The organism is Halomonas sp. BN3-1, assembly GCF_003056325.1.
Taxonomy (GTDB): domain Bacteria; phylum Pseudomonadota; class Gammaproteobacteria; order Pseudomonadales; family Halomonadaceae; genus Halomonas; species Halomonas litopenaei.
This window is the reverse complement of the sequence record NZ_PYVV01000004.1, coordinates 1-20,652: the sequence shown is the minus strand read 5'-3', so window position 1 is coordinate 20,652 and position 20,652 is coordinate 1. Positions and strand designations below refer to the sequence as shown.

Sequence of the window (20,652 nt, the reverse complement as noted above, 5' to 3'; positions counted from 1 at the left end):
GTGCCGAACGCCTGAAGTGCCCCCGCGCTGCCGGGCACGACACCATGATTCACCCACGCACAAAAAAACCGCCTCTTGGGCGGTTTTGATGTTGCAGCAAGTCGTTGATCCATAACCATCTTTTAGATGGTGCCGGCACCAGGAGTCGAACCCGGGACCTACTGATTACAAGTCAGTTGCTCTACCAACTGAGCTATGCCGGCTCGGGCCGACCGGAAGGTCGCTTGCTACTCTGGTGTTACGCCTTGGGCGTCTCACCCGAAACGGGGTTGGCGTGGCTGGGGTAGCAGGATTCGAACCTGCGCATGCCGATACCAAAAACCGGTGCCTTACCACTTGGCGATACCCCAGCAGAGTTGGTGGCCAGAGACGGAATCGAACCGCCGACACGGGGATTTTCAATCCCCTGCTCTACCAACTGAGCTATCTGGCCCCTTGCCAACGCGACGTATTAAACCAATTCCTCCGTTTTCCGTCAACCCCTTTTCTTTCAAAATGATGGCGAGCGCTTTTCAAGGCGTCGCAAGGCTAGGCGTCACGCGGAACATAGCCCTCGGCGCGGTCGGTCTCTTCATTGTCGAAGAAGCGTTCCATCTGCTCCATCAGGTACTCGCGGTTAGCCGGGTCCATCATGTTCAGATGCTTCTCGTTGATCAGACGGGTCTGCAGCGCCTGCCATTCTTCCCAGGCCTGGCGTGACACGCTCGCCTGGATTTCCTGCCCCTTCTTGCCCGGCAGCGGGGGGAAGGGCAAGGCGTCGAGCTCCTTCTGGTACTTGCGGCAAAACACGGTCTGACTCATGGCGGTCTCCTTTCTATGGTACGGCCTGCTGGCTACGGTGTGGCCTGCTGGCACGAGGATAGCAGTGTGCCCCGCCCAGACTTAAGCGTTCTGTTGCTGCAGAGCCGTGGCGCTCGTCCCAGGCTCCCTGTGCGCCAAGATCAGCGCGGGGGGCAGCACCGACGTCAACGCGACGGTGGCTGGCTCAAGGCAAAGGGAGCAAGTGAGGCGAGCAGCTTCTTTACCGGTGCGGCAAGCCCCACCGACTCCGGCGCCTGGGGGTCGTACCACAGCCGTCCCTCGGCAACGCCATCGACTCGCCCGCCACGTGCCGGCACCGGCGTGATTTCCAGGCGAAAGTGACTGAACACATGAACGAAGCTCGACCAAGGCTCGTCTCGCTCGGCTCCTGGCGCGTGGGTATCGAGCCAGGCATCGATCTCGGCGTCGCTGTCGAACTGGGGAAGCCCCCACAGCCCGCCCCACAGCCCCTGGGAAGGCCGCTGCTCCAGCAGGATGCGCCCGGCCTCGTCGCTGAGCACCAGCATGCGGGTATGGCGCAAGGGGATCGCTTTCTTCGGCTTGGACTCCGGGAAGCGCTTTTGTTCCCCCCGGGCGCGGGCCACACAGACATCGGCGAACGGGCAGCGCTCGCAGTCCGGCTGGCCACGGCGGCACAGTGTCGCCCCAAGGTCCATCATGCCCTGGGTGAAATCCACCACTCGCTGTTCCGGCGTGTAGTGCTCGGCCAGGTGCCAGAGCTCGCGTTCCACCGCTGGCCGACCGGGCCAGCCTTCCAGCGCGTGCAGGCGCGTCAGTACGCGCTTGACGTTGCCATCCAGAATGACGGCTCGCCTGCCGGTGCTCTGGGCGATGATCGCCCCGGCGGTCGAGCGGCCAATGCCGGGCAGCGCGGCCATAGCATCGAGGCTGTCGGTGGGAAACTCGCCTGCATGCTGTTCCACCACGACCCGGGCCGCCTTGTGCAGATTCCGGCCTCTGGCGTAGTAGCCCAACCCGGTCCACAAATGAAGGACCTCGTCCTGGCTGGCCTCGGCGAGGGCCTTCACATCAGGAAAGCGCTGCATGAACCGCTCAAAATAGGGAATTACAGTAGTAACCTGGGTCTGCTGCAGCATGATTTCCGAGACCCACACCCGATAGGCAGTACGATCATTCTGCCAGGGAAGATCGTGGCGACCGTGCACATCGAACCAGTCGAGCAGGCGCCGGGAAAACACCTCTGTACTGAGCAGCGGCGACACTCGACCGCTATCCTTGTCGCCTTTCATCCAACTGTCAGGGCCAGAGACTTCTGATAAATATTTCATAAAACCAATTAGTTACCATCACTCAAAAGTCAGACACGAAAAAAAGCGCCGACACGGAGGTCGGCGCAGTGACTGGCTTGCTTGATGCTCAATTAAATAGACCACGGACGGCGTCACGAAGTTCCTTGCCAGCCTCTTCTCCGATGCGTTCGTCGAGACGCTCGAGCTCCTTGCCCAGCCGCTCCTCGACTTCTTCGTTGACGCGGGAGCGGGCCTCTTCGGCGACCAGCTCGCCCAGATTGGCCTTGAAGGCGTCGGCGTCAAAGCCGCACCACTGGCTGCTGTCACCCTCCAGGCTGCCTTCGCAGCGCACCGGGAAGGGCACCTTTTCGAGACGCCGATTGACGCTGCAGGCGGCATCGGCGGTGTCGACAAAGCGGGCCGCCCCGTTGGCATCAAAACGCTGGCTGCCCAGATCGAGCTGGCCACCACCACTGACCTCGATACCCGGCAGGGTGATCAACAGGTCGTCGTTATGGGCGACGCCGTCACGGATGGTGAAGCGCGCGCTGATGTTCTCGAAGCGGGTGTTCTCGCTCCACTCGCGGGTGGTCTGCTCGCCTTCGAGGCGCGCCACGGCGGTACACAACTGACGCGAAATATTGGCGCGGGGAATGCTGCCCTCGTTGATCCGCGTGTCCAGGGTGCCGTTGAGGTTACGGGTCAGCTCATGGCGAGCATTGCCGCGGGTGGTCAGTTCACCACTAGCATGCAGCGAGCCGCTGAGCGGGGCGGGCTCCTGCCCAAGCGATGTCAGCAACGACTCCAGACGCACGCCCTCGACCTCCGGCGCCAGCTGCCAGGCGAGGTCATCGCCGCTGGCGTCTATCACCCCGGTGGCCTTAAGCCGACCTTCATGGAAGCCCGCTTCGAAGCCGGTCAGACGATGCCTTCCACCCTCGCCCTGCATGCTCAAGGACACATCCTGGTAGCGCTGGCCGCCCAGGATCAGCTGACCCAGCGCCAGCGATACGCTCTCGTCCAGCCCGGCCAGAAAGCTTTTCGGCAGGATCGCCGGTGCGCCGTCCTGGTCCTGGGCCAGCGCCGACGCGATGCCGGGAATGCCGTTGGCGGCGGTGTCCTGCTCGGGCGGCGGCAGATAGCTGTCGGCGTCGAGGCGGTCGCCTTCCAGATCGAGATCGACCCGGGTGCCATCGAAGCGTGCACCGAGGGAACCGGAGAAGGTGTTGTCATCGAGCACCAGCGTCAGACCATTGAGCGAGAGCTGCTCGAGGGTGCCTTCCACCGGACTGGTCAGCGCCACTTCCGACAGCGCCTCGTCGCTGGACATGCTGGGCATGGCGTCCATGCGCGCAAGCCAGGCACGCAGCGACAAGGGTGCCAGACGCACCTGGCCGTCATAGCGTGGCGCCGAATTCAGCTCCTTCAGGTTGAGATTGCCCTTGATCGACAGACCATCGGGGCCGCTCAAGGCGATATCGCGCAGCTGGGCGGTACCGGCGTCGAAGTCCGACTCCAGCTGGAACGAAAGCGTCATGGCCACACGCTTCTCGCCTAACTGGGGTGCCAGCAGGCTGGCGTCCAGTTGACTCGGCGCCATGTGCAGACGCTGCTCGCCAAGGTTCAGCACCACCTCGTCGCTGGTCAGGGTCGCCTCCTGGGGTTCCGAGGCACCGGCCAGGAGAGTACTGGTCTCCAGCATCACGTCGCTGAGCACGTGGCGGCTGTCGGCGAGCCCCAGATTGACGTCGCTCTCCAGGGTGACATCGCTTTGCAGGCCAGGGGTGCGCTCTTCCGTTGTTTCGCCCTCACCGCCGCCATCGAGCTGGTCGAACACCTTCAGCTGGAAGGTGGAGCTAAGCGGAAAGGCGGTATCCGGATTGACGTTGCTGCCGTTGATGGTGAGCTTCTCGGCCTGCCACTCGCGGCCGGCCTGATGATCGACCAGGCTCAGATGGCCCTTGGTCACCTCGACGCTGGCGATGTTCAGGGCCACCGACAGACCGCCTTCATCATCCGGGTTGGGGCCTGCGCTAGCCGGCGCCAGCGCCTTTTCGGCGTCATCGGCCCTGTTTTCGAGGCGTTCGAGCAGCGCCTCCCAATTGCCGGTGCCATCACTGTCGCGCTCGAGATTCAGCGACAGCCCATCCAAGGTCAGGCCGTCGATGGCGATTTCGCCGCGCAACAGCGGTGTGAACGCCAGGCTGACCGAGGCCTCGGAGAAGGCAGCAAAGGCCTGAGCGTCATCCGCCTGATCCGGCAGGCGCGCTTCGGCCTCGGCCACGCTGACACCAATGCGCGGATAGAAGGACCACTCCAATGGGCCTTCCAGCGACAGTTCGAGCCCGGTGTGCTCCTTCACCACGGACACCAGCCTCGGCTTCATGTCCTCGGGGTTGAAGAAGGTGGTGACGTAGACCACCGCGCCCACCGTGACCAGGGCGAGGACGCCGACGACCGCCAGCAGGGTTCTTACGAGTCGTTTCATTTGCCGCTTTCTCCGGTGGGCAGATCGAGTTGGAAATCATCGCCGCTTCGCGTCAGTTGATAGCCCAGACGCTTTAGCAGCATCTGGTCGGCCAGGGTCAGCTGCGAACCGGCCACGCTCAGCGCCACGCCGTCACGGTTGGCGGCAGCGCTGATCAGCGCCAGCAGGCGCGAGCCCACGCCACGCCGACGAGTGGTCTTGCGAACACAGAGGTCGAACATGCGCCAGCGCCCGTCACCAGGACTGACGGCGACGGCACCGAGCAGGCGATCATTGAAGCGCGCCGCCCAGAAGAAACCATGTTCGAGCTGGCGGGTCACGTAGGCTCCCGGCGGGAGCTTGATGCGCTCCTCCGGCGCATCGGCATAAATGCGGGTCAGATCGATCCGCACCTGTTCATCGGCGTCCCAGACATCCTGGTCGACGCGAAAGAGGGTCACCGGCATACGCTGTCTCCCTTGGCCGGAGGGCGGCGACGGCCGCCACTGGAATGGCTGCATTGTAGCGGATGGGGGTGCCGATTCACTATAATGGCTGTCTTGTGCGCCTCGCACCGCGACCGGCCCACCTTAGAAACAAGGCCCCCAATTCCGACATGCGCGTGAGCGCAGGAGACGACATGTCCGAGCGTATTGCCACGGTCAGCCGTGACACCAAGGAAACCCAGATCAGCGTCACCCTCAACCTCGACGGCGAGGGCAACCTCAAGGGTGAAAGCGGGGTTCCCTTCCTCGACCATATGCTCGACCAGGTGGCCCGCCACGGCATGGTCGACCTGGACATCAGCGTCAACGGCGATTTGCACATCGACGACCACCACACCGTCGAGGACCTCGGCATCACCCTGGGACAGGCGTTCAACCAGGCCATCGGCGACAAGCGCGGCATCTATCGCTACGGCCACGCCTATGTGCCGCTGGACGAGGCACTGTCCCGGGTGGTCATCGACTTCTCCGGCCGTGCCGGCCTGTCCATGAACGTCGAGTTCACCCGCGCCACCATCGGGCGTTTCGACACCCAGCTTTTCTGGGAGTTCTTTCAGGGCTTCGTCAATCACGCCCAGGTCACGCTGCATATCGACAACCTGAAGGGCTTCAATGCCCACCATCAGGCGGAAACCATCTTCAAGGCCTTCGGCCGCGCCCTGCGCATGGCCGCCGCCGAGGACCCCCGCATGGCCGGCAAGCTGCCCTCCACCAAGGGTAGCCTCTAACGCCGCCGGCTGCGGTCCAACAGCAACAAGACGACAAGACACCAAGCGAGGCGGTCGCCGGCAGCGGCGCCCCTCCGGGCCAACCACCAAGGAGCGCTTCATGACCATTGCCGTCATCGACTACGGAATGGGCAACCTCCATTCCGTCGCCAAGGCACTGGAACACGTCACCCACGAGAACGTGCTGGTGACCCGCGACGCTCGTTCGATCCAGGGCGCGACCCGTGTCGTGCTACCGGGACAGGGCGCCATCCGCGACTGCATGGGCGAACTGGAGCGTACCGAGCTCAGCGGCCTGGTTCGCGAGCTTCTGGCCAGCCAGTCCAAGCCGCTGCTGGGCATCTGTGTGGGTCAGCAGATGCTGATGGACCACAGCGACGAGAACGGCGGCATCGACTGCCTGGGCCACCTCGCCGGTCAGGTGAAGCGGTTTCCGCTGGACATGCAGAACAGTGACGGCGCTCGCCTGAAGGTCCCGCACATGGGCTGGAATCTGGTGGCGCAGCCCAACGCCCACCCGCTGTGGGAGGGTATCGAGCCCGGTTCGCACTTCTACTTTGTGCATAGCTACTATGTGGCCGCCGAGCATGACGCCGAGGTCTTCGGTACCACCGACTACGGCAGCGTCAGCGCCCATGTGGCGGTGGGTCGTGACGCCACCTTTGCGGTGCAGTTCCACCCGGAAAAGAGCGCTCGCGCCGGCCTCAGGCTGCTCGAGAACTTTGTCCAGTGGAACCCCTGACCCAGACCTGAGCGCCGGCCGGGCAGGCGCTCGCTTGCCCTGGCCGCCGCCCGACATCTGCATCGGCACGGCCTACGCCCTGCCTGCATCGATCACACTGGCACGCCCCTGAAAAGGCACCCCGAGGACACAACATGCTGGTAATTCCCGCCATCGATCTCAAGGACGGACAGTGCGTTCGTCTCAAGCAAGGCCGCATGGACGAGGCCACCACCTATGGCGACGACCCCGTCGCCATGGCCGCTCGCTGGGTCGAGGCCGGCGCGCGGCGCCTGCATCTGGTCGACCTCAACGGCGCCTTCGAGGGGCGTCCGGTCAACGGCGAGGCGGTGACCGCCATTGCCCGCCAGTACCCCGACCTGCCGATCCAGATCGGTGGCGGCATTCGCAGCGCCGAGACCATCGAGCACTACCTCAAGGCCGGCGTCTCCCAGGTGATCATCGGCACCAAGGCGGTCAAGGAGCCTGACTTCGTGACCGAAATGTGTCGCGCCTTCCCCGGCCATATCATCGTCGGCCTCGACGCCCATGATGGCCGTGTGGCCACCGACGGCTGGGCCGAGGTGTCCGAGGTGATGGCGGTGGATCTGGCCAAGCGCTTTGCCGACGACGGCGTCTCCAGCATCGTCTACACCGATATCGCTCGCGACGGCATGATGAACGGCGTCAACGTCGAGGCCACGGCAGCCCTGGCCCGGGACGGTGGCATTCCGGTCATCGCCTCCGGCGGCGTGACCAACCTCGATGACCTGCGCGCCCTGGTGGCGGCTGGCGAGCCGGGCATTCTCGGCGCCATCACCGGACGCGCCATCTACGAAGGCAGCCTGGACGTCGCCGAAGGGCAGCGCCTGTGCGACGAACTGACCCAAGGCTGAGGAGGCTCCATGGCTCTTTCCAAACGCATCATCCCGTGTCTCGACGTCGACGCCGGCCGAGTGGTCAAGGGTGTCAACTTCGTCGGCATCCGTGACGCCGGCGACCCGGTGGAGGTGGCGCAGCGCTACAACCAGCAGGGCGCCGACGAGATCACCTTTCTCGACATCACCGCCAGCCACGAGGACCGCGACACCACGGTGGAGATGGTCGAGCGCATCGCCGGCGAAGTGTTCATCCCGCTGACGGTAGGCGGCGGCATCCGCACCTGTGACGATATCCGCACCATGCTCAACGCCGGCGCCGACAAGGTCTCGATCAATACCGCAGCGGTAACCAACCCTGAGTTCGTGCGTGAAGCCGCCGAGCGCTTCGGTAGCCAGTGCATCGTGGTGGCGATCGACGCCAAGCGCGTCAGCGAGGAAGGCGAAGCCCCTCGCTGGGAGATATTCACCCACGGCGGCCGTCGCCCCACCGGGCTCGACGCGGTGGAATGGGCCAAGAAGATGGTCGAGTACGGGGCCGGCGAACTGCTGTTGACCAGCATGGACCGCGACGGCACCAAGGCCGGCTTCGACCTGGGCGTCACCCGCGCCATCAGCGATGCGGTGGCGGTGCCGGTCATCGCCTCCGGCGGTGTCGGCAACCTCGACCACCTGGTCGAGGGCGTGACCGAAGGCCACGCCGATGCGGTGCTGGCGGCCAGCATCTTCCACTTCGCCGAGTACACCATCCCCGAGGCCAAGCGCTATATGGCCGACAAGGGCATCACCATGCGCCTCTGACCGACGCCTTTGGCTGGCTCTTCAGCCAGGGCTTGCAGAGCCAGCAACCAACCACCCCCGCCGGGTAGCCCGGTGGGGGTGGTCGTTTGTACGGACTGAAACCGACCTCAGTCCAGGGTCAGCCCCAGATTGCTGACACCACCGTTGCGTCCAAGCTTTCTCAACGCCTTGACGTGCTTCTTGCTCGGCTCTTCCTCGGCCGCCTCCAGCGCCGCATCCTGAAAGTCGTTCTCGTCTTCCATCAACGGGTGCTGCTTGACCAGTTGCGCGAGCTTTTCGGCGTCGTCCTCTCCCTCAGTCAGCTCGATAAAGGAGCGCACCGCTGCCTTCGAGACCTTGCTGACCTCAAGCACCGCGTCCGGCGCATCGCCTCTCAGGGTATCGAGGATCGCCGATAGCGCGACCACCCCATCGAGGGCACGACGGGCGCCGAAGCTGTCGTCCTGTTGAGGAGGCTCCAGCTCGCCGAGCTTTTCGGCCTGGAGATCGAAGTCGATCTTGGCGTCCTTGACCGTCAACTGCTCCCACACCAGGTCGAGGATCGCCCTCATGCCCGCCAGATCCCCGTGACCGCTGGTATCGGCGTAGAGCGCATAGTTGGGCAGCATGCGCTCGGTCAACGCGGCCATGAAGGCCTGTTGCTGACGTAGAGTCAGCGCCTGCAGGCGCTGGTGAAATCCTGGCTTTGCCATGATGGCTCCTGTGCTGGCAATAAACGGGCTGCCGGTCCCTTTATTCAAGGTTCAAGGGGCGAGAGTCGAGGGTCGCGTGTCGAATGTCGGGAAAACGGCGATGGCCGAAAGCGGACTGGGCGACTCAAGGCCAGAAGCGCTCCTGGGCGATCCGTCCACGCTCATCGAAGGCCACACCTTCATCGATCAAACGCTTGCGCTGCTCGTCGGCCCCGCCGTGGTCGGCGAGCTTGCGCGAGGCCGTCACCACCCTGAACCAGGGAAGCTCATGCCCCGACGGCAGATCGCGCAGCGCCCGCGCGACCATGCGTGCGCTGGCCCCATCGGTCATGGCGGCGATGCGTCCGTAGCTGGTCACCCGCCCCGAAGGAATCTCGCTGATGATGGTAAGAATCTGTTCTCGGACGTCCGGATTCATGTAACCTTTCGTTCTGGTTGCATTTTCATCGAGGGATGGCGCCGCCCACCCTCAATCTGAGCGAGGCCCCCATGCACCTTCATCTGCTCAAGCACCATCCTGACCTGGGCCCCGCACGCATCGGCGACTGGCTTGCCAGCATGGGCCACAGCTTCACCGTCTTCCACCTCTACGACGGTGAGCTGGTGCCGCGCCCCGGGGACTGCGACGCCCTGATCATCCTCGACGATCTCGAGGACCGCGACCAGGCGCCCTGGCTCAAGGCCGAACGCAAGCTGATCGACCAGATGCTCGACGGCCACAAGCCGCTGCTCGGGCTCGGCGCCGGCGCCCGGCGCATCGCCGAAGCGCTGGACGCTCCGGTGGGCCGTGGCACCCAGGCCGAAGCCGGCTGGCAGACCGTCAGCCTGGCCGACGACAGCCCCTTCGACCTGCCCGACGACTTCCCCGCCCTGCTGTGGCATCGCCAGGTGTTCGGACTACCCGATGACGCCCTGCCGCTGGGCGGCACGCCGACAAGCCCGGTGCTCGGCTTCGCCTGGGACGCCGGCCGGGTGGTTGGCCTGGCCTGCCACCTGCATCATCACCAGGAGAGCCTGACGGCCTTTCTCGAGACGATGCCGTTGCCGCAAGGCGCCGACGCAAGCCCCAGGACCCAGTCGCCGGAAACGATCCTTGCCGAGGCACGGCGCCTGGATACCCTGGCGCCGCTGCTGGATCGCCTGCTGAGCCAGTGGCTGCGCACGGCACCGGACGTCTAATTGTCTAACTCGCCACCGCGTCCCACTGCTGCTGACTCCAGGTCTTGGCGAACTCGAGGCAGCTGTCCCAGTCACCGACATGCAGGAAGCGACGCTCGGTGTGCTTCTCCAACTGATAGCGGTACATGGGGTCATAGTACTCGGTAAGCAAAGGCGCCAGCCAGGCCTCGTGGGCCTGGCGGTTTCCGGCCTCGTGCTCGCGGAAGGCCAGCGTCTGCAGCCGCTGCAGGCGGGCCAGTCGCGCGCTCCCCAGGCGCTTCTTCAGTCGCCCCAGCGCCGTCGACAACTGCTTGCGCATCAGTGACCAACCGAGGCGCTCGCCGAACTGATTGCGATAGATCGTCCACAGGTCGTCGATGTAGTCCTTGTGGATCTGGTTGAGGCGCCAGTCCAGCGGCATCTCGACGCGGATCCTCGGCGCCGGCTCCATTCCCCGCCAGAACTCGAGCGGTATATTGGCCGCGCCGATGTGGCGCGACTCGTCTTCCAGCACCAGCGGCCCGTGCAATGACAGCAGTCGCAGGCCCATGGCGTGCTCGAAGTCGATCTGGCTGGGGGCGATCAGTGGATGGCGGCCGAAGGCCGAGCCCTTGTGACGGGCGCAGCCCTCCAGATCCAGACCGTTGTCCAGGGCCTGCACGATGGACGTCTTGGCGCAGCCGGTCAGGCCACCCACCACCAGCATGGGCTGGGCGGCGGCGTCATCGATGCGTGCGCACAACGTCTGGCGCATTGCCTTCCAGCCACCCTCGATGCGCGGTCGTTCGACGCCGGCCTCAAGCAGCCAGCGCTGGGCGATCTGCGAGCGCAGGCCACCCCGAAAACAGTAGATGATGGCGTCCGGGGCCGCCTCGAGCTGGCGCTTCCAGGCTTCGATGCGCGCGGCCTTGATCTCGCCGGACACCAGCCGCTCGCCCAGGGCGATGGCGGCCTGCTGGCCGGACTGCTTGTAGGCGATCCCGACCTGATGGCGTTCCTCGTTGTTCATCAGCGGCAGGTTGACCGCCCCGGGCAGGCTGCCCTGGGCGAACTCCACCGGCGCCCGCACGTCGATCAAGGTGCGCCCCTCGACCAGCAGGGCGGGATCCGCCGGGACCAGCGGCAGCTTCATCCGCGCACCTCGATCAGCGCCTCACCGCTGGCCTCGACGACCTCGCCGAAGGGTGCAAGCTCGATACCAAACTCGCGGCCGACCCGCTCGACATCGTCCTCCCAGGACGGGTGTACCGAGATCAACAGACCGCCCGAGGTCTGCGGATCACACAGCCACTGCCAGTGGGCCTCATCCATCTGCGGCAGGCTGGCCCCCAGGGCGTCACGGTTACGACGGGTGCCGCCGGGTACCGCGCCCTGGCGCCGGTAAGCCTCGGCCTCGGCCAGGCGCGGCAGGCGGCGAAAGTCGATGCGAGCCGCCACGCCACTGGCCGCGCACACCTCGGACAGGTGGCCAGCCAGGCCAAAGCCGGTGACGTCGGTCATCGCACGCACCCCTTCGATGCGCGCAAGGGCGGCACCGATACGGTTGCTGATCAGCATGGTTTCCCGCGCCAGGCCATGGTGACCGCTTTCCAGAAGCCCCTGCTTCTCCGCCGTGGTCAGCATGCCCACCCCCAGCGGCTTGGTCAGAAACAGCAGATCGCCGGGCTTGGCGCCCTTGTTGAGCTTCAGGTGCTTGAGTTCCACCAGACCGTTGACCGCGAGACCGAAGATCGGCTCCGGGGCATCGATGGAGTGGCCGCCCGCCAGCGCCAGGCCCAGCTCACGACATACCGCCTGAGCCCCGGCCACCACGTCACCGGCGATGTCCGCGCCCAGCTTGTCCAGCGGCCAGCCCAGAATGCCCAACGCCATCACCGGGTCACCGCCCATGGCGTAGACGTCGCTGATGGCGTTGGTGGCGGCGATGCGGCCGAAGTCGAAGGGGTCATCGACGATCGGCATGAAGAAGTCGGTGGTGCTGATCATGCCGCGCCCGTCGCCCAGGTCGAAGACGGCGGCGTCCTCTCGTCCCTGGTTGCCGACGATCATCTTCGAGTGGCTCGCTCCCGGACCGGCCTTGGCCAGGATGCTGTCGAGCACATCGGGGGCGATCTTGCAGCCACAGCCGGCACCGTGACTGTATTGGGTCAAGCGGATGGCGCTCATGGAAGTCTCCTTGGCAATGATGGGCCCATTCTACACCAGCAGGACCGGCGGAATCGGCACGGCGCAGTCACCATCGTCCTGATCACATCCCGGGTAACAGGCTGTGATCAGGGTATGGTCTGGCGCCCTGGTGATCAGTTCATGGGTGGGGTTACAACACTTCGAGGGCGTCGGCGAGCTTGTCCACCGCCACCACCTCCATCCCCGCCGGGGATGTCTTGGGGGCATTGCCCCGGGGCACGATGGCGCGGGTAAAGCCGTGCTTGGCGGCCTCGACGATACGCTCCTGGCCGCTCGGCACGGGGCGTATCTCACCGGATAGACCAACCTCGCCGAATACCACCAGCTCGCGCGGCAATGCCCTGCCCTGCAGGCTCGACACCACCGCCAGCAATACCGCCAGGTCGGCACTGGTCTCCAGCACCTTGACCCCGCCGACGACGTTGAGAAAGACGTCCTGGTCGCCGGTGAACAGGCCCCCGTGGCGGTGCAACACCGCCAGCAGCATCGACAGACGATTGGCATCCAAGCCAACCGCGACACGGCGCGGGTTGCCCAACGCCGACTCGTCGAGCAGCGCCTGCACCTCCACCAGGATCGGCCGGGTGCCCTCCCACACGACCATCACCAGGCTGCCGGGGGCCTGCTCCTGCTGACGCGAAAGGAAGATCGCGCTGGGGTTCTTCACCTCCTTCATGCCGTGTTCCAGCATGGCGAAGACGCCCAGCTCGTTGACCGCGCCGAAGCGGTTCTTCTGGCCGCGCAGGGTACGAAAACGTGAGTCGGCGCCGCCTTCCAGCAGCAGAGAGGCGTCGATCATGTGCTCAAGTACCTTGGGCCCTGCCAGACTACCGTCCTTGGTGACGTGGCCGACCAGCAGCAGCACCGTGCTGGACTGCTTGGCGAAGCGGGTCAGCGCCGCCGCGGATTCGCGCACCTGGGCCACACCACCCGGTGCCGACGAGATGTCCTCCAGATGCATGGTCTGGATCGAGTCGATCACCAGCACCTCGGGGCGCTCACGCTCGGCCACCGCCAGGATGGTCTCGACGCTGGTCTCTGCCAGCATCTTGAGCCCCTGGGTCGGCAACTGCAGGCGGTGGGCGCGCATCGCCACCTGGGACAGCGACTCCTCGCCGGTGACATAGAGAACGCTGCGCTCCTGAGCCAGCTTGCAGGCGGTCTGCAGCAGCAAGGTGGACTTGCCGGCCCCGGGGTGGCCGCCCAGCAGCACCGCGGAGCCCGGCACCAGACCGCCGCCGAGTACGCGGTCGAACTCGGCAAAGGTCGACGACAACCGCGGCACCTCCGACAGATCCACGTTGGCCAGATCCACCACCTCACGCGACAGGCTGCCGGCGTAGCCACCGCGCGCCGTCGCGCCGGCGCTCGACCCGCTTCTGGCAGGCGAGGACAGACGCACCTCGGTCAAGGTGTTCCACTCCTGGCAGCTGGAACACTGCCCCTGCCATTTGCGGTACTCGGCACCGCACTCGGTGCACACGAAGGCGCTCTTGGCCTTGGCCATGAATCCTCTCTCTATCGGTTCAATCGGGTTCGTTCGTCAGCGATGGTCAACACTGCGGCTTGCCGCCGTGTCCCGGGTAGCACTTGTCGTCCTCAACACGGCGGTAGCGGCGAAACACCTCCATCTCCCAGGGGCGCATGGCGATCATCAGGCTGACACCAAAGCGCTGCTCGAGCGGCAGCGACAGATCTTCCTGATGACAGTGGCGAAGGTCCAGCGCCAGCCGACGAAGCTTCTGCTGCATCACCTCATTGGAGCGCACCGACAGCATGCCATTGACGAACAGTCTTATCTCGCCCGGGCGATCGAAGCGACACGCCAGGAAATCCTCCTGGACCCGGGACTCGAAGAAGCGCTGGATAGGCCCTTGCGGCTGCCACTGGAAGTCATAGCTGATCAGCAGCTTGATGCGATTGCCCGGCAGCAGCTCGATCAATCCCATACGATCGAGCCGCACCAGGTGCGTTATCACCTGAGGCTCGCCGAGCGAATAGGTCGCACAGATATCTTCAAAGCGCCAGCGATTAAGCGCACAGAAGGCCACCAGCAGCAGCGACATGTCAGAGACCAGCTCCTGCTCAAGCTCAGGGGCGATCGCGTCGACCAGCGCCTGGGGCTCCAGCTGGCGTACAAGGTCTGTGATCTCGAGACCGACCAGGGCACACACCTGATCCAGGCGCTGCAGCGAAAACTGGCGCTCGGCGAACAGCCGCTTGACGCTGGCCTCGGACAGGCAAAGCGCCGCCGCCACCTGCTGATAGGTGACGCCATTGGCCCGCAGTGCCGCCTTGAGCGCATCCACAATCGCCACCGTCTGCGCCATGACTCACATCCCTCATCGCCGAAAGCCCCGGCCAAGGTAGCAGAATACGCGACTCACGGCTCAACAACACGCTACCTTCCGGATCCTGCTGGCGTACCGCGCCCCGACCTCGCCATAGTGCCATCGACGCCGCGCTCGCCACACCCTGTAGGCGATGTCGGCTCCACCACCCAGTAAGCAGGAGATCTCCATGGAAAATGAAGCGAGCAACAATTCGTCAGGCTGGCTGTTCTTCGTCAAGGTCACCTTTGCCATCGCGCTGGCCGCCATGGCGGTCGGCATCGTGATGGCGCCCATCGACCTGCTGGTCAAAGGCTATCTCGGCGTGTGTTCACTGTTTCTGGTCTCCACCACCATCACCCTGTCCAAGACGCTACGCGATGACCACGAGAGCCGGCGCTTCCACAACCGCATCTCCGAGGCCCGCACCCAGCAACTTCTCAAGGAATACACGGAGTAGCCACCATGTCACTTTGGACGAAACTGCACACCCTGGTTCGGGCGACAGCTCACGAACCGGTAGAGAAGCTGGTGGATGCCAACGCATTGCGGATCATGGCCCAGGAGATCCGTGAGGCCGAGCAGGCCTTGCACCAGGCACGCCTCGATCTCGCTGGCCTGATCGCCGAACGCAGACAGCTCGAGCGCCACAACCAGCAACTGGCCGAGCAGCTCGAAGCCAGAGAGCACCAGGCTCGCGCGGCCCTCGAACAGGACGATGAAGCACTGGCCTTGGCCGTGGCCAGCCGCATCGCCGAGGTCGAAAGCCAATTGACCTCACAGCGACAGCACGCCGAGGCCTTGTCGCGACAGGAACAGACCCTGCGCGAGGAGCTCGGGCAAGCGGCTCAGTCACTGCGCCACTACCAGCGCGAAATGAAACTGGCCAAAGCGCGAGGTGGCAATGCTGGCCTTGGGCGGAAACTGGGCGCTTGCAGTACCGGGCTCCAGCGACACATGGACGAAATTGCAACCAGCTACGAACGCATCCGCACGTCCCAGCAACACCAGGCAGAGGTCACGACGGCCCTCAAGGAGCTGGATGAAGAGGCCAGCGGCCAGGATCTGGATCGACGCCTCAGGACGTCGGGTATCCTCGAGGGATCGATGGACGCCAGGAGTGTGCTTGCCAGGCTGAAGGCCCAAGGGAGCGCGGCTGCCGTTCCAGGCGAATCGCCCAGTGGGGCATGAGCCCTGCGATCAGCGCGAGCACCGCCAGCGCTTCGAAACAGCTCCAGGCGGTGCCGAGCGAACCTGTCGGCACAATACCATCACGTCAAGACGCCAAAGGGCGGCCCACCTGGGGCCGCCCTTTGTGTTCGACACTTGCATGTCGTGCGACTTACTGCTGGCGGGTCAGCTGCAGCATGTCGTTGTTCTGGAAGCGACGACGCTGAGGGTCGATCAGCTCCAGAGTCTGCGGATTGACGCGCATGAAGTAGTAGGTCTGGCCTTCACCGTTGGGGACCAGCTCGTAGACGGTGGCCTCCGGATTGTCGGCGGTACCGGTCAGCACATCCCAGTTGCCGGAGTAGTTCTCGTTCGGCGGATTCTGGGGATGGTTCTGGTAGGCCGCGGTCAGATCGAAGGTGCGCTGCGCCGGGGCGCTCTGGTCTTCACCTTCCATGGTAACCGTCAGGGCGATGCCGTCGCAGTTACGGCACGGCAGGGTCCCCTGGTAGGTCGCCGAGGTCGCCTGGATGGCTTCACCACCGGTTCCCTCGTCGCTGGGGCCACTCGCACAGCCGGCCAAAAGGGCGAGCATGGCGGATCCCGCCAGCAAAGTCCTGAGTTGCATATTAGTCCTCCTAACCATTGAGCATGGAACCGACGAATCGGCAGCCTGCCGACAGCATAACCTCCCAGCTTCGTTGCGCACAGCCCTGTATCGCTGCCGGCTCACGACACCGGTGGCATCACGTGGGCGAACACCAGGCCAAGCACGATCGGCATCACGATCAGACTACCGAGGTTGCCGATCAGCACCAGCGACGCCACCGAATGCGGCTGCTGACGATACTGCTCGGCCACCAGGTAGTTGAGCACCGCCGGCGGCAGGGCGGCGAACACCCATAGCGACGCGGCCTTGAGTCCCTCGAGTTCCAGCAGCATGATCAACGGCCAGGCCAGCAATAACCCGGAAAGCGGGCACAGCACCGCTCCGAGCAGTCCGGTCTTCCAGTCTCCGAAGTCGATATCGAGCATCCGCACGCCCAGGGCGAACAGCAACAGCGGGATGCACACACCACCCAGCATATGCATCGCCTCCAGCAGCCAGCCCGGCAGCGAAAGCCCGGACAGATTAACCGCCAGGCCAGCGAGGCTCGCCAGCACGATGGGCATGCGCAAAAGGCGCCAAAGCGGCGTATGGGGACTGAGCATCTTCAGTCCCAGCGAGAAGTGCAGCAGCATTTCGACGATGAACAGCACCACTGCCGCCGGCAGCGCCTGCTCGCCGAAGGCCAGGATAAGCAGCGGGATGCCCATGTTGCCGGAATTGTTGAACATCATCGGAGGCACAAAGGTCTTCGGCTCGAGCCTGAGCCACTTCACCACCGGCCATACCAGCAGCCCTGACCCCACTACCACCACGGCGCCGGCCAACGCCAGCCAGGCGTAGTCCTCAAGCGGCGCCTGGCGGTCGGCCAGCACCACAAATACCAGCATGGGCACGAACAGCTCCATGTTGAGGGTGTTGAGGCTACGGATGTCGGGAGAGCGCAACTTGCCATAGAGGGTACCGGCCCCCGAAATCAGAAATACCGGTAGCAGAGTGGCGAGGATCTGAGCGGTCATGGAGTCTCTTAGGCGGCAAACGGTCAGCGCTCGCAGCCTAGCACGTCAGCGACTTGCGCAGGGCTCTGGCAGCGGTCACCATGACCAAAGTGGTAATCAAGCCTTCGATTCTGCCAAGCCTGCCAAGCGAGAGACCATGAGCCAGTTGTGGAGTCCCAACGTTCGGGAACTGACCCCCTACGTGCCGGGCGAACAGCCCCGCGAGAAGCTGATCAAGCTCAACACCAACGAGAACCCCTACCCGCCCGCGCCTGGCGTGGAACGGGTCCTGCGCGAGTTCTCGGCGGACCATCTGCGGCGCTACCCGGACCCCACCTCGAGCGCCCTGCGTGAGGCCCTGGCCCAGGCCCTCGGCACGACCTCCGCCAACGTCTTCGCCGGCAATGGCTCCGACGAAGTGCTGGCGCTGGCCTTCCAGGCCTTCTTCCGCCAGGACAAGCCGCTGGCGATGCCGGATATCTCCTACAGCTTCTATCCGGTCTACTGCCGCATGTACGACATCGACAGCCAGCGTTTCGCGCTGGACGATCAGTGGCGTGTCGACCTGGACGCCCTGGCCAGCGACAGCGGCGGCGTGATCTTTGCCAACCCCAATGCCCCCACCGGTCACGGCCATGGCCGCGAGGCCATCGCGGCCTTGCTCGACAAGGTCACCGACCGCGTGGTGCTGGTGGACGAAGCCTACGTGGACTTTGGTGGCGAGAGCGCCGTCCCCCTGGTCGAACGCTACCCCAACCTGCTGGTGACCGGCACCTTCTCCAAGTCGCGCAGCCTGGCAGGGCTTCGTCTTGGGTATGCGGTGGGCTCACCGGAGTTGATCGAGGGTCTGACCCGGGTGAAGGACTCCTTCAACTCCTACCCGGTGGACGCCCTGGCCAGCGCCATCGGCATCGCCGCACTGGAAGACAGCGACTACTTCGAGGCCACGCGTCAGGCGGTGATCACCACACGCGAACGTACTCGCCAGCGTCTCGATGACCTGGGCTTCGAGGTGCTGCCGTCACAGACCAACTTCGTGCTGGCGTCACACCCCAAGCACGACGCAGCCCAGCTTTTCGTCGGTCTGCGCGAGCGCGGCATCCTGGTACGCCACTTCAATACCGAGACGCTGCGCGATCATCTGCGTATTTCCATCGGCACCGATGACGAGATGGACTCGCTGATCGAGGTGCTCAGCGACCTCTGTCGCTAGGCCACAACATCGGGCGCCGCGCGGCGCCCCTTCTTTGCAAGAGGCCCCCATGAGTGAGCGTCTGCCGTTGACCGGAGTGCACCACGTCGCCCTGATCACCGCTGACTACGAACGCGCCCGGCGCTTCTATCTTGAGGTGCTCGACGCCCGCATCCTCAACGAGGCCTACCGCCACGAGCGTGACAGCTACAAACTGGACCTGGCCCTGCCCGGAGGCATCCAGCTCGAGCTGTTCTCCTTTCCCTCTCCGCCGCCTCGGCCAAGCTATCCCGAGGCCTGCGGTCTTCGTCACCTTGCCCTGGCAACATCAGACCTGGACGCCAGCGTCGCGTTGCTGAAGCGGCGTGGCGCGCGACCCGAACCTATCCGAGTCGACGAGTTCACCGGTGCCCGCTTCACCTTCTTCGCAGACCCTGACGGAACACCTATCGAACTCTACGAGACGCAAGCCTGACGTCACCGCAACCACACAGCGCTTCAGCCGATTCCGCCACTGTCCCTGACCCGCGAGGCAAGCACCATGCTCAAGGTAGGCTTCTTCAGCTCTCAGCCCTACGAACGCCCCTTCTTTTCCGATGAGCATCACCCGCAGCTGAGTATCGTGCACTTCGAGCAACGCCTCAGCACCCGCACCGTGACCCTCTGCCAGGGACTCGATGCAGTGTGCGTATTCGTCAACGATGAGCTCGATCGCACCGTGCTCGAGCGTTTGGCCGTGGTAGGGGTACGCCTGGTCGCGCTCAGGTGCGCAGGATTCAATAACGTTGACCTCGACGCCGCTCGCCGGCTTAACATCCAGGTGTGTCGCGTACCGTCCTACAGCCCCGACGCCGTTGCCGAGCACTGTGTCGCTTTGATGCTCACGCTCAGCCGCAAGATCCACAAGGCCTACAACCGGGTGCGTGAGGATAACTTCGACCTCAATGGCCTGCTCGGCTTCAACCTCGCCGGCAAGACCGTCGGGATCGTCGGCTTCGGCCAGATCGGCCGCTCCCTGGCGGGTATCCTGAGCGGCTTTGGCTGCCGCGTGCTGGTCACCGACCCAGCCCCCATCCGCATCCCTAACCAAGCCGACATCGCGCAGGTCGAGTTCGATGAATTGCTGGCACACAGCGACATCATCTCGCTGCACTGTCCGCTCACCCCAGACACCCACCACCTGATCGACGAGTCGGCCTTTTCCCGAATGAAGGACGGGGTGATGCTGATCAACACAAGCCGCGGCGCCCTGGTCGACACACGCGCCTGTATCGAAGCCCTGAAACGTCGCAAGCTCGGCTACCTGGGTCTCGACGTCTACGAGCAGGAAGCCGGCATGTTCTTCGAGGACCGCAGCGACGACATCCCGCTGGACGACGTCTTTGCCCGCCTTATCAGCTTCCCCAATGTCGTCGTCACCGGCCACCAGGGCTTCTTCACCCGGGAAGCCCTGAGCGAGATCGCATCGACCACGCTGGAAAGCCTCGCCGCCTTCGAGGAAGGGCGTTCTCTCGATCAGCACTGTCAGCTCTAGAGAGTCGACGCTGCCCTGAACAAAAGAAGCCCGACTCCTCTTGGAGTTGGGCCTTCTTTTGAATAGATACCTGACGATGACACTTAGACAGCAAGGTCGCTCGCATGGGGGTGAGTCACCCCAGCGCTCTTTACAAGGGCTGCGGCAACGCCGCAAGGGGGGGACGAACGACGCGAGCCCGCCCTTGAGAAGAGCCAGGCCGGACCGCACCTAGGGGGTTATCGGCGCGGCCCCACAAATAAAGAGCGGGCCTACTTCTGAATAAATGCCTGACGATGACGCTTAGACAGCAAGGTCGCTCGCATGGGGGTGAGTCACCCCGAGCTTTTGCAGCGAAGCTGCAAGGGGGGACGAACGACGCGAGCTTGCGAGCGGCCGGACCGCACGCAGTGCGGCCCCACATATAAAGAGCGGGGCTGAACTTGTAGAGAGCCATGCATGCGAAGAAGCCCGGTTATCTCTCGATAACCGGGCTTCTTCTGAATAAATGCCTGACGATGACCTACTCTCGCATGGGGAGACCCCACACTACCATCGGCGCTGAGCGGTTTCACTTCTGAGTTCGGCAAGGGATCAGGTGGTTCCCACTCGCTATGGTCGTCAGGCGGAAA

General features: G+C 64.4%; 22 protein-coding genes, 3 tRNA genes and 1 rRNA gene. 10 read left to right on the top strand and 16 right to left on the bottom strand.

Annotation, left to right across the window (positions count from 1 at the left end; genetic code table 11):
* Positions 1-127 precede the first annotated feature (127 nt).
* The 7 genes from C9F12_RS06735 to C9F12_RS06705 form a co-directional block, all read right to left on the bottom strand.
* Positions 128-203: transfer RNA gene (locus C9F12_RS06735), tRNA-Thr, on the bottom strand.
* Between the two features lie 72 nt (positions 204-275).
* Positions 276-350 (bottom strand) — tRNA-Gln (locus C9F12_RS06730).
* 7 nt (positions 351-357) lie between these two features.
* Positions 358-433 (bottom strand) — tRNA-Phe (locus C9F12_RS06725).
* 95 nt (positions 434-528) lie between these two features.
* Complete coding sequence (locus tag C9F12_RS06720; RefSeq protein ID WP_045994673.1) at positions 529-801, bottom strand: oxidative damage protection protein; 273 nt, start codon at positions 799-801, stop codon at positions 529-531.
* Between the two features lie 164 nt (positions 802-965).
* On the bottom strand, positions 966-2,072 hold the full coding sequence (gene mutY / locus C9F12_RS06715; RefSeq protein ID WP_108448391.1) for an A/G-specific adenine glycosylase: 1,107 nt from the start codon (positions 2,070-2,072) through the stop codon (positions 966-968).
* A 127-nt stretch (positions 2,073-2,199) separates the two neighbouring features.
* Positions 2,200-4,560 (bottom strand): AsmA family protein, encoded by a 2,361-nt coding sequence (locus C9F12_RS06710; protein ID WP_108448390.1) that lies wholly within the window; start codon positions 4,558-4,560, stop codon positions 2,200-2,202.
* Positions 4,557-5,006, bottom strand: coding sequence for an acetyl-CoA sensor PanZ family protein (locus C9F12_RS06705; protein WP_045994670.1), 450 nt, complete (start codon positions 5,004-5,006; stop codon positions 4,557-4,559). Before C9F12_RS06705 ends, C9F12_RS06710 begins: the two co-directional genes overlap by 4 nt.
* A gap of 173 nt (positions 5,007-5,179) precedes the next feature.
* Between C9F12_RS06705 and hisB the strand changes: the two genes are divergently transcribed.
* From hisB to hisF, 4 genes are all read left to right on the top strand, one after another.
* Positions 5,180-5,773 (top strand): imidazoleglycerol-phosphate dehydratase HisB, encoded by a 594-nt coding sequence (gene hisB / locus C9F12_RS06700; protein ID WP_045994669.1) that lies wholly within the window; start codon positions 5,180-5,182, stop codon positions 5,771-5,773.
* A gap of 100 nt (positions 5,774-5,873) precedes the next feature.
* Positions 5,874-6,515 carry an imidazole glycerol phosphate synthase subunit HisH gene (gene hisH / locus C9F12_RS06695; RefSeq protein WP_108448389.1) on the top strand — a complete coding sequence of 214 codons (642 nt, stop codon included), beginning with the start codon at positions 5,874-5,876 and terminating at the stop codon, positions 6,513-6,515.
* 134 nt (positions 6,516-6,649) lie between these two features.
* Positions 6,650-7,390: a 1-(5-phosphoribosyl)-5-[(5-phosphoribosylamino)methylideneamino]imidazole-4-carboxamide isomerase gene (gene hisA / locus C9F12_RS06690; RefSeq protein ID WP_108131090.1), complete on the top strand. Its 741-nt coding sequence runs from the start codon at positions 6,650-6,652 to the stop codon at positions 7,388-7,390.
* 9 nt (positions 7,391-7,399) lie between these two features.
* Complete coding sequence (hisF, locus tag C9F12_RS06685) at positions 7,400-8,173, top strand: imidazole glycerol phosphate synthase subunit HisF (protein ID WP_045994666.1); 774 nt, start codon at positions 7,400-7,402, stop codon at positions 8,171-8,173.
* A gap of 107 nt (positions 8,174-8,280) precedes the next feature.
* On the opposite strand, the gene C9F12_RS06680 is transcribed toward hisF, so the two are convergent.
* Both C9F12_RS06680 and C9F12_RS06675 read right to left on the bottom strand, forming a co-directional pair.
* Positions 8,281-8,865: a YjaG family protein gene (locus C9F12_RS06680; protein ID WP_108131089.1), complete on the bottom strand. Its 585-nt coding sequence runs from the start codon at positions 8,863-8,865 to the stop codon at positions 8,281-8,283.
* A 124-nt stretch (positions 8,866-8,989) separates the two neighbouring features.
* Positions 8,990-9,283 (bottom strand): MGMT family protein, encoded by a 294-nt coding sequence (locus C9F12_RS06675; protein WP_045994664.1) that lies wholly within the window; start codon positions 9,281-9,283, stop codon positions 8,990-8,992.
* 71 nt (positions 9,284-9,354) lie between these two features.
* On the opposite strand from C9F12_RS06675, the gene C9F12_RS06670 reads away from it, so the two are divergent.
* Positions 9,355-10,044 carry a type 1 glutamine amidotransferase gene (locus C9F12_RS06670; RefSeq protein ID WP_108131591.1) on the top strand — a complete coding sequence of 230 codons (690 nt, stop codon included), beginning with the start codon at positions 9,355-9,357 and terminating at the stop codon, positions 10,042-10,044.
* 4 nt (positions 10,045-10,048) lie between these two features.
* Here the strand turns inward: C9F12_RS06670 and mnmH are convergent, their stop codons facing one another.
* The 4 genes from mnmH to C9F12_RS06650 all read right to left on the bottom strand — a co-directional run bounded on the left by mnmH (position 10,049) and on the right by C9F12_RS06650 (position 14,540).
* A complete protein-coding gene (gene mnmH / locus C9F12_RS06665; protein WP_108448388.1) occupies positions 10,049-11,155 on the bottom strand; it encodes a tRNA 2-selenouridine(34) synthase MnmH in 1,107 nt (368 codons plus the stop codon).
* Positions 11,152-12,189, bottom strand: a complete 1,038-nt coding sequence (gene selD / locus C9F12_RS06660; RefSeq protein ID WP_045994662.1) for a selenide, water dikinase SelD — start codon at positions 12,187-12,189, stop codon at positions 11,152-11,154. The genes mnmH and selD overlap by 4 nt, the downstream gene beginning before the upstream one ends.
* Before the next feature lie 151 nt (positions 12,190-12,340).
* Positions 12,341-13,717 carry a DNA repair protein RadA gene (radA, locus tag C9F12_RS06655; protein ID WP_108448387.1) on the bottom strand — a complete coding sequence of 459 codons (1,377 nt, stop codon included), beginning with the start codon at positions 13,715-13,717 and terminating at the stop codon, positions 12,341-12,343.
* Positions 13,718-13,763: 46 nt separating this feature from the next.
* The gene (locus C9F12_RS06650) at positions 13,764-14,540 is read right to left on the bottom strand and encodes a helix-turn-helix transcriptional regulator (protein WP_108448386.1); all 777 of its coding nucleotides are present in this window, start codon (positions 14,538-14,540) and stop codon (positions 13,764-13,766) included.
* A 190-nt stretch (positions 14,541-14,730) separates the two neighbouring features.
* Here C9F12_RS06650 and C9F12_RS06645 point away from each other — a divergent pair, with 190 nt between their 5' ends.
* Both C9F12_RS06645 and C9F12_RS06640 read left to right on the top strand, forming a co-directional pair.
* Entirely contained in the window at positions 14,731-15,000 is a 270-nt protein-coding gene (locus tag C9F12_RS06645; protein WP_045994659.1) for a YiaA/YiaB family inner membrane protein, read from the top strand.
* 5 nt (positions 15,001-15,005) lie between these two features.
* Positions 15,006-15,731: a PspA/IM30 family protein gene (locus tag C9F12_RS06640; protein ID WP_108131086.1), complete on the top strand. Its 726-nt coding sequence runs from the start codon at positions 15,006-15,008 to the stop codon at positions 15,729-15,731.
* Positions 15,732-15,882: 151 nt separating this feature from the next.
* Here the strand turns inward: C9F12_RS06640 and C9F12_RS06635 are convergent, their stop codons facing one another.
* The gene (locus C9F12_RS06635; RefSeq protein WP_108448385.1) at positions 15,883-16,338 is read right to left on the bottom strand and encodes a copper resistance protein NlpE N-terminal domain-containing protein; all 456 of its coding nucleotides are present in this window, start codon (positions 16,336-16,338) and stop codon (positions 15,883-15,885) included.
* A 101-nt stretch (positions 16,339-16,439) separates the two neighbouring features.
* Positions 16,440-17,336, bottom strand: a complete 897-nt coding sequence (locus C9F12_RS06630) for an AEC family transporter (RefSeq protein WP_045994656.1) — start codon at positions 17,334-17,336, stop codon at positions 16,440-16,442.
* A gap of 136 nt (positions 17,337-17,472) precedes the next feature.
* Here C9F12_RS06630 and hisC point away from each other — a divergent pair, with 136 nt between their 5' ends.
* The 3 genes from hisC to C9F12_RS06615 all read left to right on the top strand — a co-directional run bounded on the left by hisC (position 17,473) and on the right by C9F12_RS06615 (position 20,041).
* Entirely contained in the window at positions 17,473-18,528 is a 1,056-nt protein-coding gene (hisC, locus tag C9F12_RS06625; protein ID WP_045994655.1) for a histidinol-phosphate transaminase, read from the top strand.
* A 49-nt stretch (positions 18,529-18,577) separates the two neighbouring features.
* On the top strand, positions 18,578-18,982 hold the full coding sequence (locus C9F12_RS06620) for a VOC family protein (protein WP_108448384.1): 405 nt from the start codon (positions 18,578-18,580) through the stop codon (positions 18,980-18,982).
* 66 nt (positions 18,983-19,048) lie between these two features.
* Positions 19,049-20,041, top strand: coding sequence for a 2-hydroxyacid dehydrogenase (locus C9F12_RS06615; protein WP_108448383.1), 993 nt, complete (start codon positions 19,049-19,051; stop codon positions 20,039-20,041).
* Positions 20,042-20,530: 489 nt separating this feature from the next.
* Here the strand turns inward: C9F12_RS06615 and rrf are convergent.
* Positions 20,531-20,646, bottom strand: a 5S ribosomal RNA gene (gene rrf / locus C9F12_RS06610).
* Positions 20,647-20,652 lie beyond the last annotated feature (6 nt).

Bases quoted from the DNA above. Each gene is read 5' to 3' on its own strand.
- C9F12_RS06720 (WP_045994673.1), bottom strand. From the start codon at position 801: ATGAGTCAGACCGTGTTTTGCCGCAAGTACCAGAAGGAGCTCGACGCC.
- mutY (WP_108448391.1), bottom strand. From the start codon at position 2,072: ATGAAAGGCGACAAGGATAGCGGTCGAGTGTCGCCGCTGCTCAGTACA.
- C9F12_RS06710 (WP_108448390.1), bottom strand. From the start codon at position 4,560: ATGAAACGACTCGTAAGAACCCTGCTGGCGGTCGTCGGCGTCCTCGCC.
- C9F12_RS06705 (WP_045994670.1), bottom strand. From the start codon at position 5,006: ATGCCGGTGACCCTCTTTCGCGTCGACCAGGATGTCTGGGACGCCGAT.
- hisB (WP_045994669.1), top strand. From the start codon at position 5,180: ATGTCCGAGCGTATTGCCACGGTCAGCCGTGACACCAAGGAAACCCAG.
- hisH (WP_108448389.1), top strand. From the start codon at position 5,874: ATGACCATTGCCGTCATCGACTACGGAATGGGCAACCTCCATTCCGTC.
- hisA (WP_108131090.1), top strand. From the start codon at position 6,650: ATGCTGGTAATTCCCGCCATCGATCTCAAGGACGGACAGTGCGTTCGT.
- hisF (WP_045994666.1), top strand. From the start codon at position 7,400: ATGGCTCTTTCCAAACGCATCATCCCGTGTCTCGACGTCGACGCCGGC.
- C9F12_RS06680 (WP_108131089.1), bottom strand. From the start codon at position 8,865: ATGGCAAAGCCAGGATTTCACCAGCGCCTGCAGGCGCTGACTCTACGT.
- C9F12_RS06675 (WP_045994664.1), bottom strand. From the start codon at position 9,283: ATGAATCCGGACGTCCGAGAACAGATTCTTACCATCATCAGCGAGATT.
- C9F12_RS06670 (WP_108131591.1), top strand. From the start codon at position 9,355: ATGCACCTTCATCTGCTCAAGCACCATCCTGACCTGGGCCCCGCACGC.
- mnmH (WP_108448388.1), bottom strand. From the start codon at position 11,155: ATGAAGCTGCCGCTGGTCCCGGCGGATCCCGCCCTGCTGGTCGAGGGG.
- selD (WP_045994662.1), bottom strand. From the start codon at position 12,189: ATGAGCGCCATCCGCTTGACCCAATACAGTCACGGTGCCGGCTGTGGC.
- radA (WP_108448387.1), bottom strand. From the start codon at position 13,717: ATGGCCAAGGCCAAGAGCGCCTTCGTGTGCACCGAGTGCGGTGCCGAG.
- C9F12_RS06650 (WP_108448386.1), bottom strand. From the start codon at position 14,540: ATGGCGCAGACGGTGGCGATTGTGGATGCGCTCAAGGCGGCACTGCGG.
- C9F12_RS06645 (WP_045994659.1), top strand. From the start codon at position 14,731: ATGGAAAATGAAGCGAGCAACAATTCGTCAGGCTGGCTGTTCTTCGTC.
- C9F12_RS06640 (WP_108131086.1), top strand. From the start codon at position 15,006: ATGTCACTTTGGACGAAACTGCACACCCTGGTTCGGGCGACAGCTCAC.
- C9F12_RS06635 (WP_108448385.1), bottom strand. From the start codon at position 16,338: ATGCAACTCAGGACTTTGCTGGCGGGATCCGCCATGCTCGCCCTTTTG.
- C9F12_RS06630 (WP_045994656.1), bottom strand. From the start codon at position 17,336: ATGACCGCTCAGATCCTCGCCACTCTGCTACCGGTATTTCTGATTTCG.
- hisC (WP_045994655.1), top strand. From the start codon at position 17,473: ATGAGCCAGTTGTGGAGTCCCAACGTTCGGGAACTGACCCCCTACGTG.
- C9F12_RS06620 (WP_108448384.1), top strand. From the start codon at position 18,578: ATGAGTGAGCGTCTGCCGTTGACCGGAGTGCACCACGTCGCCCTGATC.
- C9F12_RS06615 (WP_108448383.1), top strand. From the start codon at position 19,049: ATGCTCAAGGTAGGCTTCTTCAGCTCTCAGCCCTACGAACGCCCCTTC.